This is a genomic window from Bizionia sp., assembly GCF_048259285.1.
GTDB classification, from domain to species: Bacteria; Bacteroidota; Bacteroidia; order Flavobacteriales; family Flavobacteriaceae; genus Algorimicrobium; species Algorimicrobium hallyeonense.
On record NZ_JBLXHU010000003.1, the window covers coordinates 137660 to 154908 of the forward strand.

General features: G+C 33.9%; 17 protein-coding genes and 1 pseudogene. 15 read left to right on the forward strand and 3 right to left on the reverse strand.

The genetic code is table 11. From position 1 onward, the window contains the following. Positions 1-85 precede the first annotated feature (85 nt). The 7 genes from metG (at position 86) to ACN0QX_RS02555 (ending at position 8644) form a co-directional block, all read left to right on the forward strand. Positions 86-2170 carry a methionine--tRNA ligase gene (gene metG, locus ACN0QX_RS02525; protein ID WP_417195364.1) on the forward strand — a complete coding sequence of 695 codons (2085 nt, stop codon included), beginning with the start codon at positions 86-88 and terminating at the stop codon, positions 2168-2170. A 9-nt stretch (positions 2171-2179) separates the two neighbouring features. Continuing rightward, positions 2180-3604, forward strand: coding sequence for a hypothetical protein (locus ACN0QX_RS02530; protein ID WP_417195366.1), 1425 nt, complete (start codon positions 2180-2182; stop codon positions 3602-3604). Between the two features lie 166 nt (positions 3605-3770). Further along, on the forward strand, positions 3771-4241 hold the full coding sequence (locus ACN0QX_RS02535) for a lipocalin family protein (RefSeq protein ID WP_417195368.1): 471 nt from the start codon (positions 3771-3773) through the stop codon (positions 4239-4241). Positions 4242-4245: 4 nt separating this feature from the next. Next, positions 4246-4950 (forward strand): OmpA family protein, encoded by a 705-nt coding sequence (locus ACN0QX_RS02540; protein ID WP_248397315.1) that lies wholly within the window; start codon positions 4246-4248, stop codon positions 4948-4950. 11 nt (positions 4951-4961) lie between these two features. Next, positions 4962-5768: a copper resistance protein NlpE N-terminal domain-containing protein gene (locus ACN0QX_RS02545; protein WP_417195370.1), complete on the forward strand. Its 807-nt coding sequence runs from the start codon at positions 4962-4964 to the stop codon at positions 5766-5768. A 126-nt stretch (positions 5769-5894) separates the two neighbouring features. After that, entirely contained in the window at positions 5895-6530 is a 636-nt protein-coding gene (locus ACN0QX_RS02550) for a class I SAM-dependent methyltransferase (protein WP_417195372.1), read from the forward strand. Further along, entirely contained in the window at positions 6521-8644 is a 2124-nt protein-coding gene (locus ACN0QX_RS02555; RefSeq protein ID WP_417195374.1) for a Tex family protein, read from the forward strand. The genes ACN0QX_RS02550 and ACN0QX_RS02555 overlap by 10 nt, the downstream gene beginning before the upstream one ends. On the opposite strand, the gene ACN0QX_RS02560 is transcribed toward ACN0QX_RS02555, so the two are convergent. Continuing rightward, positions 8645-9316, reverse strand: coding sequence for a TIGR02594 family protein (locus ACN0QX_RS02560; protein WP_417195375.1), 672 nt, complete (start codon positions 9314-9316; stop codon positions 8645-8647). It lies immediately after the preceding gene. Positions 9317-9488: 172 nt separating this feature from the next. Here ACN0QX_RS02560 and ACN0QX_RS02565 point away from each other — a divergent pair, with 172 nt between their 5' ends. The 5 genes from ACN0QX_RS02565 (at position 9489) to ACN0QX_RS02585 (ending at position 12657) form a co-directional block, all read left to right on the forward strand. Continuing rightward, complete coding sequence (locus ACN0QX_RS02565; RefSeq protein ID WP_417195376.1) at positions 9489-10391, forward strand: histone deacetylase; 903 nt, start codon at positions 9489-9491, stop codon at positions 10389-10391. 134 nt (positions 10392-10525) lie between these two features. After that, complete coding sequence (locus tag ACN0QX_RS02570) at positions 10526-11422, forward strand: DMT family transporter (protein ID WP_248397302.1); 897 nt, start codon at positions 10526-10528, stop codon at positions 11420-11422. Between the two features lie 54 nt (positions 11423-11476). Continuing rightward, the gene (locus ACN0QX_RS02575; RefSeq protein WP_248397300.1) at positions 11477-11803 is read left to right on the forward strand and encodes a DMT family transporter; all 327 of its coding nucleotides are present in this window, start codon (positions 11477-11479) and stop codon (positions 11801-11803) included. 85 nt (positions 11804-11888) lie between these two features. Beyond that, a complete protein-coding gene (locus ACN0QX_RS02580; protein ID WP_417195378.1) occupies positions 11889-12407 on the forward strand; it encodes a ferritin in 519 nt (172 codons plus the stop codon). 73 nt (positions 12408-12480) lie between these two features. Continuing rightward, positions 12481-12657: a hypothetical protein gene (locus tag ACN0QX_RS02585; protein ID WP_170244070.1), complete on the forward strand. Its 177-nt coding sequence runs from the start codon at positions 12481-12483 to the stop codon at positions 12655-12657. 48 nt (positions 12658-12705) lie between these two features. Here the strand turns inward: ACN0QX_RS02585 and ACN0QX_RS02590 are convergent, their stop codons facing one another. After that, positions 12706-13038: a single-stranded DNA-binding protein gene (locus ACN0QX_RS02590; RefSeq protein ID WP_376858559.1), complete on the reverse strand. Its 333-nt coding sequence runs from the start codon at positions 13036-13038 to the stop codon at positions 12706-12708. Positions 13039-13237: 199 nt separating this feature from the next. Between ACN0QX_RS02590 and ACN0QX_RS02595 the strand changes: the two genes are divergently transcribed. From ACN0QX_RS02595 to ACN0QX_RS02605, 3 genes are all read left to right on the forward strand, one after another. Further along, a complete protein-coding gene (locus tag ACN0QX_RS02595) occupies positions 13238-14323 on the forward strand; it encodes a hypothetical protein (protein ID WP_417195381.1) in 1086 nt (361 codons plus the stop codon). Then, positions 14320-16050: a hypothetical protein gene (locus ACN0QX_RS02600; protein ID WP_417195382.1), complete on the forward strand. Its 1731-nt coding sequence runs from the start codon at positions 14320-14322 to the stop codon at positions 16048-16050. The genes ACN0QX_RS02595 and ACN0QX_RS02600 overlap by 4 nt, the downstream gene beginning before the upstream one ends. Positions 16051-16228: 178 nt before the next feature. Continuing rightward, entirely contained in the window at positions 16229-17023 is a 795-nt protein-coding gene (locus ACN0QX_RS02605; protein ID WP_417195384.1) for an HNH endonuclease, read from the forward strand. Positions 17024-17093: 70 nt separating this feature from the next. Here the strand turns inward: ACN0QX_RS02605 and ACN0QX_RS02610 are convergent. After that, positions 17094-17240, reverse strand: a pseudogene (locus tag ACN0QX_RS02610) (IS110 family transposase); the annotation flags it as partial. Positions 17241-17249 lie beyond the last annotated feature (9 nt).

Consider the following 17249-nt stretch of genomic DNA (forward strand, 5'->3'; position numbering starts at 1 on the left):
GCGTACTTTTGTGACTTCAAAATAATAATTAAAAACAGTAAGGCATGCATAGGCTTATTGTTTTTGACACAAGTTTATTAATATCATGAATCAACCAAAACGATATACTATTACAGCCGCTTTACCGTACACAAACGGTCCCATCCATATTGGCCATTTGGCTGGTGTGTATGTACCTGCTGATATTTACGCGCGTTATTTACGTTTAACAAATAACGATGTTGCCTTTATTTGCGGCAGTGATGAACACGGTGTTCCTATTACTATTAAAGCTAAAAAAGAAGGTGTTTCACCTCAAGATATCGTTGATAAATACCATGCGATTATTAAAAAATCTTTTGAAGATTTCGGAATTACCTTTGATAATTATTCCAGAACGTCTGCAAAAATTCATCATGACACGGCTCAAGAATTTTTTAAAACCTTGTATGATAAAGGAGAATTTATAGAAGAAATTACCGAGCAATTATACGACGAAGAAGCCAACCAGTTTTTAGCCGATCGTTTTGTAACAGGAACCTGTCCAAAATGTGGTAATGAAGAAGCTTATGGCGATCAATGTGAAAAATGTGGTAGTAGTTTAAATGCTACAGATTTAATTAATCCGAAATCTGCTATTACTGGAAATGTTCCAACAATGAAAGAAACCAAACACTGGTTTTTACCTCTAGATAAACATGAAGCTTTCTTAAAAGAATGGATTTTAGAAGGTCACAAAAAAGATTGGAAACCTAATGTTTACGGACAAGTTAAATCGTGGATTGATGATGGTTTACGTCCAAGAGCTGTAACCAGAGATTTGGATTGGGGAATTCCTGTTCCTGTTAAAGGTGGTGAAGGCAAAGTGCTTTACGTTTGGTTTGATGCTCCTATCGGTTACATTTCTGCTACTAAAGAATGGGCAGAACGTGTAGGGAAAGATTGGGAACCGTACTGGAAAAGTGATGACACCAAATTGGTACACTTTATTGGTAAAGACAATATTGTGTTTCACTGTATTATTTTCCCAAGCATGCTAAAAGCTGAAGGTTCGTATATTTTACCAGATAATGTGCCAGCTAACGAATTTTTAAATTTAGAAGGTCAGAAATTATCAACCTCAAAAAACTGGGCCGTTTGGTTACCAGATTATTTAGTGGATTTTCCAAATCAGCAAGATGTGTTGCGTTACGCCTTAACAGCCAACGCACCAGAAAGTAAGGATAACGATTTTACCTGGGCAGATTTTCAGGCTAGAAATAACAATGAACTCGTGGCTATTTTCGGGAACTTTATTAATCGTGTGGTCGTTTTAACCAACAAGTATTATGATGGTTTTGTTCCGGAAGCATCTGAATTTTCAACAGTAGATGAAGAAACGCTTGCAGCAATAAAAGCCTATCCAGCCGTGATATCGAGTTCTATAGAACGCTATAGATTTCGTGAAGCAAGTCAAGAATTCATGAATTTAGCGCGATTAGGTAATAAATATTTAGCAGATGAAGAACCTTGGAAACTGGTTAAAACAGATGAAGCGCGAACCAAAACAATTATGTTTGTCGCTTTACAAATTGCTTCCGCTTTAGCCACTTTAGGCGAACCATTTTTACCGTTTACATCTGCAAAATTGAAAAAGATTCTTCGCGTATCTGAAAATGATAGTGATAGTTCAGGTGAAGTTATGAACTCATGGAACGATATTTCAACCAAACCAACTCTAATTCCAGCAGGACATCAAATTGGTCCAGCCGAATTATTATTTTCGAAAATAGAAGATGAAACCATTCAACTGCAATTAGAAAAATTAGAAGCCAGTAAAAAAGCCAATGAAGCTTCCAATAAAGCCGTAGAGCCTGAAAAAGAAACCATTAGTTTTGAGGATTTCTCGAAACTCGATTTACGGGTAGGAACGATTTTAGAGGCCGAAAAAATGCCAAAAGCCAATAAGCTTTTAGTGTTAGAAGTAGACACAGGTATTGATGTTAGAACCATTGTTTCCGGAATTGCCGAAAGTTTTAAACCGGAAGATATAATTGGTAGAAAAGTTACGGTTTTAGTCAATTTAGCTCCTAGAAAGTTACGAGGGGTGGAAAGTCAAGGCATGATTTTATTGACGGAAAACCCGGAAGGCGCATTGGTATTTGTAAATCCTGATGATGCTTCGGTAACAAATGGACTTCAAATTTCTTAAACCTACTTTATGAATAAAATTACCGTATTTATGTTGCTCTTTTTGAGTGCATTCAGCATGTTCAGTCAAAAAGCAGTTTTATCATTTAAAAACGAAGACGTTTCCAGAAAAACAAGTAAAGATGCTTTTACACTTTCTAATACAGTTACTAACGATTTAACCATACTGATGGTAGAGCGTAAAGATGTTTATGCCTACTTGTTTAATTCGGATTTTGAATTGCAATCGCAATTTCAAACAGAACTTATAAAAAGTAAGTATGACCAGGCTTTAGGTTTTAAATTAACGGACTCCCAACAGCACATTTTATTTTCTAATGAAAAGAAAACGCAATTTGCCGTTCTTACTTTAGATTTCAAGACAAAAAAAAGTACAGCTACGGAACTTGATTTCGACTTTAATAATGAACTGTTTATTGAGGCTATTAATTATAAAAACAAATTATATGTTTTATCCAGCACATCAGAACAAGTAATTATTATTCGGGAAATGACCGACGCTTTAGGCTTCAAAACCGTCACTCGCATACCAATAAACCACGACGATGTTAATTTGCGCGAACGGAAAAGTTATAGTTCGTTTTCATTTGCTGGAACCTTAAAAACAAATATTCAAAAAATTGATCCGCGTGTACCTAATGCTATTGAGCAAACGTCAAGAGCTAATAAAATGTACCAGTATGATAATTTAGTATTTCTTACTTTTGAGATTGAAGATATCGGAACATTAGCCTTCACCATTAATTTTGATGATTTTTCGCATAGCACAAAAATTTATGAGTATCCAACAGGCAAATTGGGCGATTTAAAACGGTATAACTCGTATATGAGTCCTGAATACTTTTATCAAATAGCAAGTTCCAGAGACGAAATGCGCTTTATAATCAATGATATTTCGGGAACGCCAATTAAAGAGTTTTTTGTAAAAAAAGATGCTCATATCACGTTTAAAAACACACCAATAATTCAGGAAGGAGCAACAGCTGTGCCTTTTGTAAACCGTCGTGAACTAGAAGAAAGTTCGAAATATTTGCGTAAAATTTCCACTGGTGATTTAGGTTTGACTGTTCTGTTTCAGGATAATCATTACTATATAACCCTTGGTGGCAATAAAGAAATAAGCACAGGTGGAAGTATGATGATGACAGGCGGAATGGTCACTGCTGGAACGACACATGTGGTGACAATAAATCCTACACATTATAGTTACAGCTCGTATACATCGTCAAAATCAACATATTTCACTTCTAAATTTGACAGCGATTTTAATCATGTGAAAGGCAAGGTTTCTGAAAATGTTTTTGAAAAAATAAAAAAATTCAGCCATAACTATAAATATATCACAGCTGAAGATGTGTTTTTTCACAACAACCAACTTTATTATGGATCTTTCGATTTAAAAAACGCAACATATAGTTTAGTGCCTTTTAAATAGGTGTTAATTGGCAGTCACGTTATCAGAAAGTACAACAGGGATAGATAAGCTCAATATTAGACAGATTTAAAGGGTTCTAATTCTTTTTTAGCATTCGGTTTTTTTTCATTTGAATTAATATACAAACCTATTAAGATGTACATTTGAAATATAAAATTAAACATTTATGAGACATTTAATAATATTAGTATTGACATTGAGTTTATTATCCTGCGGTACAACCAAAGTTGTGCGCGACTCGGAGAAAGATTTGAAAGGCAGCTGGACCTTAAACTCCTTTAATTATAGTAAAACAGGATCTTTTGCGGTCGATTTGTTTAACGACACCTCAACGGATTGTTTTGAAGGCAGTACTTGGAATTTTGTTCCAAACAATAATTCGGGAACCTATGTAATTAATAGTGGAAATTGTGCTACAGGTCCACGAAAATTTAAATTTAGCATTCAAGAAATTGATCCGACTTCAGGTTTATATGATTTTTTATTAAAACCAGTAGATGCTAAAGGTAATTCAGATACCAACCAAGGCTATCGCTTAAAATTAGCTGGAATTACAGCAACAACCATGCAATGGCGTCAGACCGTAACTTTAGACGGAAGCCCATTCACCATATTTATGAATTTTACAAAACAATAAAATAATGAGAAAAGTAATTAATAAAATAACGTTAATAGCACTTGCAGGTGTTTTGGTAATTAGTTTTACCAACTGTAAGGCTGTAGAAAATTCGAATAACAGACAGAAAGGTGCTGCCATTGGTGTCGCTGGAGGTGCAATTTTAGGAGCCATCATTGGAAACAATGTTAAAGGTGGTAGTTCTGAATTAGGCGCTGTAATCGGTGGTGTTGTTGGTGGTGGCGCAGGTGTCATTATTGGAAACCAAATGGATAAACAAGCACAACGTATTGAAGAAGAAGTTCCTGGCGCAACCGTGGAACGTGTAGATCAAGGTATCGTTGTGACATTTGATGAAAATAGTGGTGTTCATTTTGCCACAGAAAAATACAATATTAACGCACAATCGCGAGAAAATTTAGATAAATTAGCTGGCGTATTTAAAGAATATCCAGATACTAACCTTTTAATTGTTGGTCATACAGATAGTAACGGTAATGATGCGTATAATATGACCCTATCTAAAAATAGAGCTATGGCTGTAACAGATTATTTAAGAGATGTTAAAGGCATTAGCAGTTCTCGTTTAACCACACATTGGTTTGGAGAAGAGCAACCTATAGTTGATAATTCAACACCTGAAGGTCGCGCCAAAAACAGACGTGTAAACATTGCTATTGTTCCTAACGAGGAAATGGTGAATCAAGCACAACAACAATCAGGAAATTAAAAACACCTATTATGAAAAAACACATTGTAGCCTTTGCTGTTTTAGCACTCCTATTTTCTGTGAGCTGCAAATCAGACAAACAAGAAAACACAGAATCAACAGAAGTTGAAATAACCGAAAATGAAACGAAACCAGATATGCATACCAGTCAAAATTCATTGGACTGGAAAGGCACGTATGTTGGAACATTACCTTGTGCCGATTGCGAAGGTATTAAAACAACGATTCGATTAAATGAAGACATGTCTTACGAGGCAGTTATGGATTATTTAGGCAAAAAAGATGGTGTCTTTGAAACCCGTGGATACTACAAATGGGAAGATAATGGTCAAAATATTTTGCTGTCTGACGATAATGAAACCAAATTTAAAGTGGGTGAAAACAAACTCATCCAATTAGATAAATCTGGCGAAGTTGTAACAGGCGAATTGGCAGAATTTTACGTACTGCAAAAACAGGATATGAATAACACTGGTGAAATAGCATTTACTGATACCAAATGGAAATTAGTGAAATTAATGGGTCAAGATATTACCGATTCTGAAGCATTTATTTCATTTGCAACCGATGAAAATAAAGTTTTTGGATATGCCGGTTGCAATAATTTTAATGGATCTTTTGAAGTAGCCAATAAATTACAGTTGAAACTGTCTAAAATGGCTACTACCATGAAATCGTGTCCCGAAGAAGATATGAAGATTGAGCAGAAATTTTTAGAGGTTTTAAATACCGTAGATAATTTTTCCTTAAGCGGAAATACCATGACATTAAACAAGGCAAAAATGGCACCTTTAGCAGTATTTGAAGCTGTAGAATAGTCCATTACATTATTATAAATGAAAAACCTCGCAGACTATGTACTGCGAGGTTTTTTTAGTAATTTACAGCACTGAAAAAACGGCGTTACGTATCACGAATCGGTAACGTTTCAAATACTATATATTATGTCATCGGAATTAAAATTGCATTGGAATACCGCTTATAATAAAGCCGATAATCAATTGGGTTGGTTTGAAGAAAATCCTGAACAAACCATGAAACTGGTTTTAAAAACACAACTTCCCAAAGATGCCAGAATTCTTAATGTTGGCGCAGGAACAACCACCTTAATCGATGCGCTTTTGGATGTCGACTATACAAACCTTATTGTAAATGACTTGAGTAATCAAGCACTTGAAAAACTGCAAACACGCATTAAAAACTCACATAATTATAATTTGAATTGTGTGGTTGATGATTTAACAAATCCTAAAAAATTAAACCAATTAGAACCCATAGATTTATGGATAGATCGTGCTGTGTTACATTTCTTTCTTGCCGAAAAGGACCAACAAGCATATTTCAATCTCATTAAGCAAATAGTTGCTAAAAATGGGTTTGTCCTCATTGCCGTTTTTGCAACTAATGGCGCTGAAAAATGCTGCGGACTGGATTTAAAACGCTATAACACCAGCATGCTTCAAGACGAATTAGGTTCGGATTTTGAACTTATTTCCAGCTTCAATCACACCTTTATAAATCCGTTTGGTGGCGAACGCCCTTATATTTACACTTTATTTAAACGACTTACATGCAATTAGTATCCTATATTATTACCCATACCCAATTACCAGGAACATCAGTAAAAAATACGGTTGAATTATTAAACGATGGAAGCACGATTCCGTTTATTTCGCGCTACCGAAAAGAACGCACCGGAAATTTAGATGAAGTTCAAATTGGTGACATCGTTAAATACAAGGAGCAGTTTGAAACGCTAGAAAAACGAAAAATCACTATTTTAAAAGCATTAGAAGATCAAGATGTTTTAAGCGCTGAATTGAGACAAAAAATAGAAGCCACTCAAGATATTACCACATTAGAAGACATCTATTTACCATTTAAAAAAAGTAGAAAAACTAAAGCTGAAACGGCCAGAAAGAACGGCTTGGAACCTTTGGCTAAAATAATCATGAGTCAGAATGCTTCAGATGTTGACTCCATTGCTCATAAATATATAAAAGGCGATATTTCTTCTGCTGAAGACGCTTTGGAAGGTGCCAGACATATTATCTCGGAATGGATTAACGAACGAACCGATGTTAGAAATAATATCCGACAGCAATTAGAACGTTTTGCGATAATTTCTACCAAGGTGGTAAAATCTAAAAAAGATGATGAAGCAGCACAGAAATTTCGTGATTATTTTGAATGGGAAGAATCGTTAAGCCGTATTCCATCACATAGATTACTCGCCATTCTTCGTGCCGAAAAGGAAGGATTTATAAAAGCAAAAATCACTATTGATGACGAAAAAGCCTTATTTAAAATTGAAGATCGCATAATTAAATCCAGAAACGCATGCGCATCTCAAATTCAATTAGCCATCCAAGATGCTTACAAACGCTTATTATTTCCGTCCTTAAGTAATGAAGCTCTTCAAAATGCCAAAGAAAAAGCCGATGCTTCCGCTATTACTGTATTTGCCAAAAACTTAAAACAATTATTACTAGGTTCGCCACTAGGTGAAAAACGTGTTTTAGCCATTGATCCTGGTTTCAGAACAGGTTGCAAAATTGTGTGTCTAGACGCGCAAGGCAATTTAAAACACAACGAAACCATTTATCCGCATCCGCCAAAAAGTGATGCCATTGGTGCCATGAAAAAAATAAGCTCCCTTGCGGAAGCTTATCAAATTGAAGCTATTGCCATTGGTAATGGAACAGCATCTCGGGAAACCGAAGCACTCATTAGAAAAGTCCATTTTAAAAACGACATTCAAGTATTTGTAGTGAGTGAAGCTGGAGCGAGTATTTATTCCGCTTCAAAAATTGCGCGTGAGGAATTTCCAAATTATGATGTTACCGTTCGTGGTTCTGTTTCTATTGGAAGACGTTTGCAAGATCCACTTGCCGAACTTGTGAAAATTGATGCCAAATCTATTGGCGTGGGTCAATATCAGCATGATGTAGACCAAACAAAACTCCAAAGTGAATTGGATACGGTTGTGGAAAGTTGTGTGAATGCGGTTGGTGTAAATATTAATACGGCTAGTACATCATTATTAAGTTATGTCTCTGGAATTGGCCCGAAATTAGCCGAAAATATTGTTAATTACAGAACAGAACATGGTGTTTTTAAATCGCGAAATGCCATCAAAAAAGTGCCGCGTTTAGGCGATAAAGCTTTTGAACAAGGTGCTGCTTTTTTAAGAATAAAGGAATCTAAAAATCCGTTAGACGATTCTGCAGTACATCCTGAAAGTTATACCATTGTTGAAAAAATGGCTAAAGATTTAGGCAAACCTATTTCCGAATTAATTGGGAATTCTACAGTGCTTCAAAAACTGAATTTACCAGATTATTGTTCAGATTCTGTAGGCTTACCAACACTTCAAGATATTATTAAAGAATTAGAAAAACCCGGTTTGGACATTCGTGAGCAAGCCAAAGTATTTACATTCAACCAAAACATTAAATCCATTACAGACTTACAGGAAGGGCAACTGCTTCCAGGCATTGTAAACAACATCACCAATTTTGGGGCTTTTGTAGATGTGGGCATCAAGGAAAGCGGGTTAATCCATGTTTCTAATTTATCGGATAGTTTTGTAAGCGATGTGAATGCACATGTTAGCTTGCATCAACAAGTTATTGTTAAAGTATTGGAAGTGGATGTACCCCGAAAACGCATTCAATTAAAACTACATAAATAATTAGCCGTTTAATTGATCTTGCAAAGCATTTCTGGATTCACTACCATAAATACCATCAACAAAAATATGGGAATCGGTTTGGAATTTAATGAGGGCTTGTTCTGTTTTTGGTCCGAAAACACCATCGGCATGACCGTTTAAATAATCTAATTTTATTAGGATTTTCTGAAGCACTTTTACGTTTTCATTACTATCACCTTTTCGCAAATAACCTGTTGGGATAGTTAGTGATTCATCAATCGCGTCCGTCAGACTTCTGAATTCCAAAATACGATCCAAGGGAAAGGTTTGAATATTCACTTCATCATTTTGATTTCCACCCAAGCAGTAAATAGATTTTCCACTTTTGGTATAACCCAAAAAGAAACCAACATGACCGAATATACCATTAATATCGGTTCGCCAAAACACGACAATATCACCAGGTTGTGGCCAATCGGTTTTATTACCAATTTTAAGCCAGCTTCTAGCCATAGCACTATTAGATCTTGGTAAATTGGCTTGAAGCGCCACCCAATTTGCAAAAATACTGCACCAAGCTACTTCGTCATTTCCGAACTTTAAACCCGTTGTTTCTTGATATTCTAAAATGCGATCGTTGTGGGCATTTTCGCCTTTAATTTCTTTCTGCCCCAATTCACCAAAGGCAATTTTTAATGTTTCTCCTAACATAATGTATTGTTTATAATGAATAAATACGCTATCAATCAATATGTTATAACAGGAAGTATTAAATATACACAAAATAACAACATGTTTATAAAAAGCTTTTTTAGGCATGTATTCCTACAAAAAGCCGCTTAAAACTATTACATTGCTGCTTTCAAATTAATTCAAAAATTGCATGCTTCAAATTGCCTTCCATCCTATTTACAAACATCCATTACCAGAAAGGCATCGGTTTCCCATGTTGAAGTATGAGTTGCTTCCCAGGCAATTACTTCATGAAGGAACGTGTACAAATGCCAATTTCTTCAAACCTGAAATTCCCGATGATTCCCATATTTTACGTGTGCATACCGAAGCATATTATCATGATTTATTGAACCTGACATTAGATGCAAAAGCCATCCGGAAAATTGGATTTCCATTAAGTGATGCATTAGTAAAGCGCGAAGTTATGATTGCCGATGGCACCATAAAAGCGAGCGAATTTGCTCTAAAACATGGCATTGCCATGAATATTGCTGGCGGAACGCATCATGCATATACCAATCGAGGCGAAGGATTTTGCATGTTAAATGACCAAGCCATTGGCGCTCGTTATCTTCAAGAAAGGAAGTTAGCAACTAAAATTCTAATCGTAGATCTAGATGTGCATCAAGGCAATGGAACGGCCCAGATTTTTCAGAATGATCCCTCGGTTTTTACATTTTCTATGCACGGAAAAAGCAATTACCCCTTTAAAAAGGAAGCAAGTGATTTGGATATTGCTTTAGAAACGAATACGACAGATGATACCTATCTAACAATTCTAAAAGAAACGCTACCCAAACTAATAGCTTCAGAAAAACCAGATTTCATCTACTATTTATGTGGTGTAGATGTAATAGCTTCCGATAAATTAGGGAAATTAGCCCTTACTATTGCAGGTTGTAAAGAACGTGATCGGTTTGTATTACTGACTTGCCATGACCTGAACATTCCTGTTATGTGTAGTATGGGTGGTGGTTATTCGCCAGATATAAAAACCATTATTGAAGCACATGCTAACACCTTTCGTTTGGCACAACAAATTTATTTTTAATACAAAATTCGCCTGTTTTTCATTCAAACTCAAATAAGGGATAATATAGTATAATAAATAGCCTATTTAATATCATAATAATCACGCATGAGGCGCTACTTTTGCAGCTTGTTAAATCATAAGGTTTTAAGATTATGAAAAAAGCTAGAATCGCCCTTGTTATAGGCATAATTTGTATTTCTGTTTTCCCTGTTTTGGTTAAATTAAATTTAACACCAGGTGTTATTTCGGCATTTTACCGCATGGCATTTTCGTTTGTGCTATTAGTACCATTTGTTTTATGGAAAAAGCAGTTTAAACTTCCCAATGTAAAAATGGGACTTTTAGCTGTACTCTGCGGTATTGTTTTTGGGAGCGATGTGGCCGTTTGGAATATTGCTATTCAGGAATCTACAGCAACACAAGCGTCGTTGTTAACAAACTTATCCCCAGTTTGGGTTGGTGTTTTAGCCTTGTTTTTTCTGAAAGATAAACCACGAGGCAATTTTTGGATTGGCACATTAGTGGCGGTTTTTGGCATGATGTTATTAGTCGGTTTTTCAACGTTTAGAAACTTGGATTTCGATTTAGCCTTTAGTTTCGGTATTCTTTCGGGTGTTTTGTATGCGTTCTACATGCTAATTAGTAAAGAAGTATTAAAACAATTAAACGTATTAACCTTTATGACCATTAGCCTTGGCGCATCATCCGTATTTTTAGGGTTTTTAAGCTACGGATTAAACGAACCCTTTTCCGGATTCTCCAATATGGGTTGGTTTGTATTGGTTTTGCAAGCCGTTATCTGTCAGCTAGCTGCCTGGTTGCTCATTAGTTTTGCCACTAAAAAAATGCGTGCTACACGGGTTTCTGTCAGTTTATTAGGACAAGGAATTTTGGCGTCTATTTTAGCTTGGTTGTTTTTAGATGAAACTATCACCTTGCAAATGGTATTAGGTGGATTCGTTTTACTTTTTGGCATCCGATTGACATTTTACGAAAAACAAATTCATAAAAATTTACTGCCAAAACGTTTCATAAAACAGTCCGTATAACGTCATAGAAAATAAGTATTTTAGAGCCAGTTTATAACTATTTTAGAAAAACGTATGAATTGGATTTTATTAATTATTGCTGGTTTATTTGAAGTGGCATTCGCGGCCTGTTTAGGAAAATTTAAGGAAACCTCTGGAAGCTTGGCCACCTATTGGTTTATAGGTTTTCTGGTGTGTTTAACCATTAGCATGGTACTTTTGGTAAAAGCCACACAAAGTTTACCTATTGGAACCGCTTATGCCGTTTGGACAGGCATTGGAGCTGTAGGAACCGTTTTAGTTGGCATCTTTATTTTTAAAGAACCTGCAGATTTTTGGCGTTTATTTTTTATAACCACTTTAATCGTTTCCATTGTTGGGTTAAAATTTGTTACCAACTAAACGGGGTCAAAATAGCTACTTATTTAGGAGTATTATAACTTTAACTCCTCAAGAAATTATGTAACTTTACTTAAAAGCATAAATTATGGTATCAAAAAACATTGAAAACGCATTAAACGAACAAATTCGTGTAGAAGCAGAATCGTCTCAAATATATTTAGCCATGGCCTGTTGGGCGGAAGTAAAAGGCCTTGAAGGTGTGGCAAACTTTATGTACAGCCAATCTCAAGAAGAGCGCGACCACATGTTAAAACTTATAAAATTTGTGAATGAACGTGGCGGACATGCCCATGTTTCGGAATTAAAAGCGCCAAATGTCACCTTTAAATCCTTCCAAGAAATGTTTGAAAAACTCTATGAACACGAAGTATATGTTTCAGAAAGCATAAATGAGTTAGTACATATTAGTTTACAGGAAAAAGATTACGCCACTCACAATTTCTTACAGTGGTATGTAGGCGAGCAAATTGAAGAAGAAGCTATGGCACGCACCATTTTAGATAAAATAAATTTAATAGGAAACGATAAAGGCGGATTGTATTTATTTGATCGTGATATTGAACAATTAACCATTAGTTCAGCAGCCTCAACGGGAACTGTTTAATTTTAACAGATAATTTTATTTAGAATCAATAAAAATAATTAATTTTGTCTTATCATCTACAAATGAATCCATTGTGGGCAAAAAGAAAGACAAGAAAAAACAGAAAAAGGCTTTAAAAGCGTTACGCGAAGCAGGTATCATTTCTGCGGAAAAGAAAGTAAAAAGCAAATGCTGTGAAAAATATTTAAAAAGCGAAAAAAAACGATGTGGCAAATGTCCGTGTTTTGATTTGCTTCAAAAAGTTGCATAAAAAAAGCCGCGAAGGTCATTCGCGGCTTTTCTTTTTTTATGGCAATTATTACTTGCCAAACATCAGCAATTCGTTGCATAACACTTCGGTAATGTAATGCTTCTTACCATCTTTATCATCCCAAGATCGGTTGGTTAATTTGCCTTCTATAGCAATTTCTTGTCCTTTGGTTACATACGCCTCAACCACTTTTACCAAGCCATTTTTTACTATCACATTATGCCAGTAGGTACGTTCTACTTTTTCGCCATTTTGGTCTTTATAGCTATCGTCTGTAGCTAATGAAAATTTAGCCATTTTATTACCGTCTTCAAAACTGATGATTTCTGGATCTTGTCCAAGTCTTCCAATTAACTGTACTTTGTTTCTTAACGTATTCATAAGATAAGGTTTTAATTATGTTGAAAATCATTAGGTCAAATCAACAGGACAAAGATGCAACCCCTTGCAAGTATTAGTCGGTAGTTACCTATTTAAATTCGTTTGTAAATGTTTGTAGTCGTTTGGAAATGGGTAATTTTGAATTTAAGTGTATATTTATACTTATGTAACACGTTAGCATTAATACTGAAAAAAACCAATGAGTAACAATACAAATCCAGAAGTTAATGCTGGAGTTCACGCCAATGTTGGAATGGATTTCCAAAAAAATTGCACAATTTACTTATTTCTTGAAAACTATCATTCCTTAAAAAATCAACGGTATTTCATAATACTTGAACATTTAGAAGATATTGTTTTTGGTTTTTTAAATCGCGATGAACTAATAAAGATTGAGACTTATCAAGCAAAAAAATCAACCTCAAAATGGTCTATAAGCGGTGTGCTTGAAATTGTGAAAAAAATCACGGAAACAAGCCAAGCCATTCTGAACGACCCTCATCCTAAAAGTAATAATTTTTTACAAGAAAATTTTTTTGCAACAAACAATACAATTGAGTTGAAATGCAAGGTCGACAAACAAAATTATACTTGTACAGTTAATGAAACAAATGAATTAAACACATATTCATCTATAGATAAGGAAATAAAAAATAAGCTTGAACAAGGGAATAAAAATATAAGTTTTACGACAGAAAACATTAAGAATCTCGATACCCTAACATTTCGATTTATTGACTTGGGCAGAAATACCAAATCACAGTTAAATCAATTAAATGGAATGTTTGTCTCAACTTTTGGAGACAGTATAGTTGACCATAAAGCTGCTCTTGAAACATTTTATTTTGCACTTGAAAAAATTGAGAGAGAATTCAATCAGAAAAATATTGCTGTCTTAAACGATAATAAAAAAAGAATTGAATCCAGCGAAATCGCCTCAATAATAAATATTCTTACAAATAAAAAATTAGCCTATGACTTTTGGCGTGAAAAAGGAGAAGAAATCTGTGAAGAATTAAATATAAGTATTTTCGACGCCAAGACCTTTGAACTTCACTATGAAAATAGCTTTGACAAGTTTAAAGATATTAATGAAAGTGAGCATCAAAAAATCTATGATTATATTAAAAATAATCAAGGAATATTTCAAACACATTCAACAGACAGAGCTTGTATTTCAAGTTTTCTTTCATCTTTTAAAAGAGAAAAGTCCTCTACTCTATTAGAGCTACAATTGAAAGCAGCAATAGCAGCAGCCTATATCGAAATTAAAAATATACTATGAAAATAACTTTAGACATAAATAGTATTCTCATTTACAGCGAGGAGAATAATAAAATATTTCATTGCACATTTGAAGATAAATTAAATGTTATTTATGGAAAAAATACTGCTGGTAAAAGCACTTTAATTCAGCTTTTACTTTATGCTTTTGGAATAAATGACAATAAAATGAAACTTGCAGAAATCTTGTCAGAAGAAATTTTTGTAAGACTCGATTGTTCAATAAAAAAAGGCAATAGTGTTAATTCAATCGTTTTTATTAGACAAGATGAAACATTGACGATTCAGGATTCTAATGGCAAAATAATTAGATTTAACGGTATCAGTAGCGATAATTCAGCAGAACACGTAAAATTGAAAAAATATTTCAATTCTTTGTTCAGTTTTGATTTGCAATTAGAGTCAAATAGTGGAATTTCTGACGCCCCAATTGAGACAATTTTTCTTCCCTATTATGTTTCTCAAGAAGTCGGTTGGGTCTATTTGAGAAAATCGTTTAGTAACTTAAACTTTTATAAAAACTTCAAAGAGGATTTTTTAGATTACTATTTAGGCATCGAAAATGTTGTAGATAGAGCGGAAAAAAGAAAAATAGAAAAGGAAATTAATAAACTTCAGGAACAAATTAGATTTTACACGGAAGTTGAAAAGGACAATCCAGACTTACAATTAGCTAATATTCTTAACGATACTCTTAAAGGTAAAGCCAATGAGTTTATTTCTAATATATCTTTAACAAAAGACAAATTATTAGATTTAGAAAATACTTATGTCAATGATTCAAATAAACTTACTTATTTCACCCAAAGATTATCCGTTGTTAGAAAAGTAAAACGGAATCACAAGTCCCAAGAACCAGGAATAGACAATTGTCCAACTTGCACCCAGATTTTGCCAACTTCAATCGAAGAGGTTTACTCATTTCTTCAAGAAGAGAATGATACCGAATCTATTGAGAAAGAATTAAAAGAAAAAATTAAAAAGTTTCAGTCACGCCTGAATTCTCTAAATAAGAAAATAGAAGAGAATAGAACCGAAATAAAAAGAACATATAACACTTTCAGCAAATTTACAGACAACAAAGTAACTCTCGAAAACTATATTGAAAATCGAGCTAATATACAGTTGTATGATAATTTAACTAAACAAATCGGACAATTAACGATTGATTTGAATCTTGAGAGAGAAAAATTAAAAGACTACAAAACAGATGAAGAAATATTGTTTGAGAGAGAAAAGAAAACAAAAATTTTCAAAGACAAATATTTTACTTACAATAGCCAACTCGGATTACCTTCTTTAGAAGATGAGCGCTTTTATAGGTTATATGATATTTCATCGTTTCCTTTTCAGGGTGTTCAATTGCATTTAGCAGTTTTGAGTTATCATTTTGCCTTTAACGATATACTAACTAAATCTACAGATATTCATAGATTGCCTTTCATCCTCGATAGTGTATTCAAAGAAGATATTGAGGGCGGAAATAAAGAGAGAATTTTAAAATTTATAAATTCAAATTTCCCAAAAGATACACAAACTATACTGTCAATTGCCGATGATAAAAATATCGACTCACTAATTGGAAAATATAAATCAGAAATCTTTAAAGATAATGCTCATATGATTTGTATTGGTAATGGAACTGAAGAAAGAGCACTTTTAAGTGACTACGATAATTCTCATAAAGAGCTTATTGAAAACACCTTTAGGATATTAGAAACCGTATAAAGTACTAATGCTAACAACGTATATAACTCATAGCTTGGCAGTTGTATAATCAAAGTTAAAGCATATTTGCAAAATCTGGCTTGTGCTTAATCCGAAAATAATCGCTAATTTACACGCTACGAGCCATATACAAAACCGTTGGCATTCATACCCAAAAAACTCGAAAACTGAATAATAAATGTCGGAAATAAATCAAATCCAAAGAGCTGCAATTGGTTGGAAAGTATTAACAGATATTGCAAATACTGAAAACAAATTAATACGTTATGGAGAACTTGGAGATAAAATTGGAATTCATCATAGACCTGTAAGATTTGTACTTGGAGTTATACAAGATTATTGTTTGGAACATCAACTTCCACCTTTGACAATTCTTGTTGTTAACGAAAGTGGAGAGCCTGGAAACGGATTTATAGCTTGGGATATAGAAAATAAAGAGGAAGCTTTTGAACGTGTTTATAATTACAATTGGAAAAATTTAGAGAATCCTTTTTCTTATGCTTTAAATGGAATTACTGAATCCGAAATAATAAATGAACTTTTAGATGAACCAGATAACTCTAAAGATGTTTATGGGAAAATTATAGTTAGAGGAATTGCTCAACAAATATTTAGAAAAGCATTATTGAAAGCTTATGACAAAAAATGTGCATTTTGTGAATTTAGCTTTGAAAAAACTCTTCAAGCATCACATATAATTCCTTGGTCGAAATCAACGAAAAGTGAAAGATTAGATGTAAGAAATGGAATTCTTCTTTGTGCAAATCATCATAGTTTATTTGACCAAAGGAAAATTATTGTTAATTCAGAATATGAAATTATTTACGATGACCCAACTGGAAAAAACAAACATTCTGAATATGATAAAATACTAACAATAGATTTACATAAAAAAAGAATGAAATTACCGAAAAATGAAAATCACAAACCTAATTTAGGTTATTTGAATAAACATAAGTTAGGATTTGAATAAAGTACGAAATGCCAACAAAGTAATGAAGTAAAAAAACCTGTCTGCAGACAGGCAGGCAAGTAAAAACGCATTAACGTTTCACTAAAGTACTTCTATACGTATCCTCATATATTAATCCTGATTTTGCACTAGCAAAAGCCTGTTTTAACGGCTTATTACATACTGCAATTAATGCTAATTTTGGTTTTCCTAGAACAACTATGCGCTCATAAATTTCGCTATCTTT

What these genes read in the sequence shown, in the direction of transcription:
- metG (WP_417195364.1), top strand. Translation starts at nt 86, where the DNA reads ATGAATCAACCAAAACGATATACTATTACAGCCGCTTTACCGTACACA.
- ACN0QX_RS02530 (WP_417195366.1), top strand. Translation starts at nt 2,180, where the DNA reads ATGAATAAAATTACCGTATTTATGTTGCTCTTTTTGAGTGCATTCAGC.
- ACN0QX_RS02535 (WP_417195368.1), top strand. Translation starts at nt 3,771, where the DNA reads ATGAGACATTTAATAATATTAGTATTGACATTGAGTTTATTATCCTGC.
- ACN0QX_RS02540 (WP_248397315.1), top strand. Translation starts at nt 4,246, where the DNA reads ATGAGAAAAGTAATTAATAAAATAACGTTAATAGCACTTGCAGGTGTT.
- ACN0QX_RS02545 (WP_417195370.1), top strand. Translation starts at nt 4,962, where the DNA reads ATGAAAAAACACATTGTAGCCTTTGCTGTTTTAGCACTCCTATTTTCT.
- ACN0QX_RS02550 (WP_417195372.1), top strand. Translation starts at nt 5,895, where the DNA reads ATGTCATCGGAATTAAAATTGCATTGGAATACCGCTTATAATAAAGCC.
- ACN0QX_RS02555 (WP_417195374.1), top strand. Translation starts at nt 6,521, where the DNA reads ATGCAATTAGTATCCTATATTATTACCCATACCCAATTACCAGGAACA.
- ACN0QX_RS02560 (WP_417195375.1), bottom strand. Translation starts at nt 9,316, where the DNA reads ATGTTAGGAGAAACATTAAAAATTGCCTTTGGTGAATTGGGGCAGAAA.
- ACN0QX_RS02565 (WP_417195376.1), top strand. Translation starts at nt 9,489, where the DNA reads ATGCTTCAAATTGCCTTCCATCCTATTTACAAACATCCATTACCAGAA.
- ACN0QX_RS02570 (WP_248397302.1), top strand. Translation starts at nt 10,526, where the DNA reads ATGAAAAAAGCTAGAATCGCCCTTGTTATAGGCATAATTTGTATTTCT.
- ACN0QX_RS02575 (WP_248397300.1), top strand. Translation starts at nt 11,477, where the DNA reads ATGAATTGGATTTTATTAATTATTGCTGGTTTATTTGAAGTGGCATTC.
- ACN0QX_RS02580 (WP_417195378.1), top strand. Translation starts at nt 11,889, where the DNA reads ATGGTATCAAAAAACATTGAAAACGCATTAAACGAACAAATTCGTGTA.
- ACN0QX_RS02590 (WP_376858559.1), bottom strand. Translation starts at nt 13,038, where the DNA reads ATGAATACGTTAAGAAACAAAGTACAGTTAATTGGAAGACTTGGACAA.
- ACN0QX_RS02595 (WP_417195381.1), top strand. Translation starts at nt 13,238, where the DNA reads ATGAGTAACAATACAAATCCAGAAGTTAATGCTGGAGTTCACGCCAAT.
- ACN0QX_RS02600 (WP_417195382.1), top strand. Translation starts at nt 14,320, where the DNA reads ATGAAAATAACTTTAGACATAAATAGTATTCTCATTTACAGCGAGGAG.
- ACN0QX_RS02605 (WP_417195384.1), top strand. Translation starts at nt 16,229, where the DNA reads ATGTCGGAAATAAATCAAATCCAAAGAGCTGCAATTGGTTGGAAAGTA.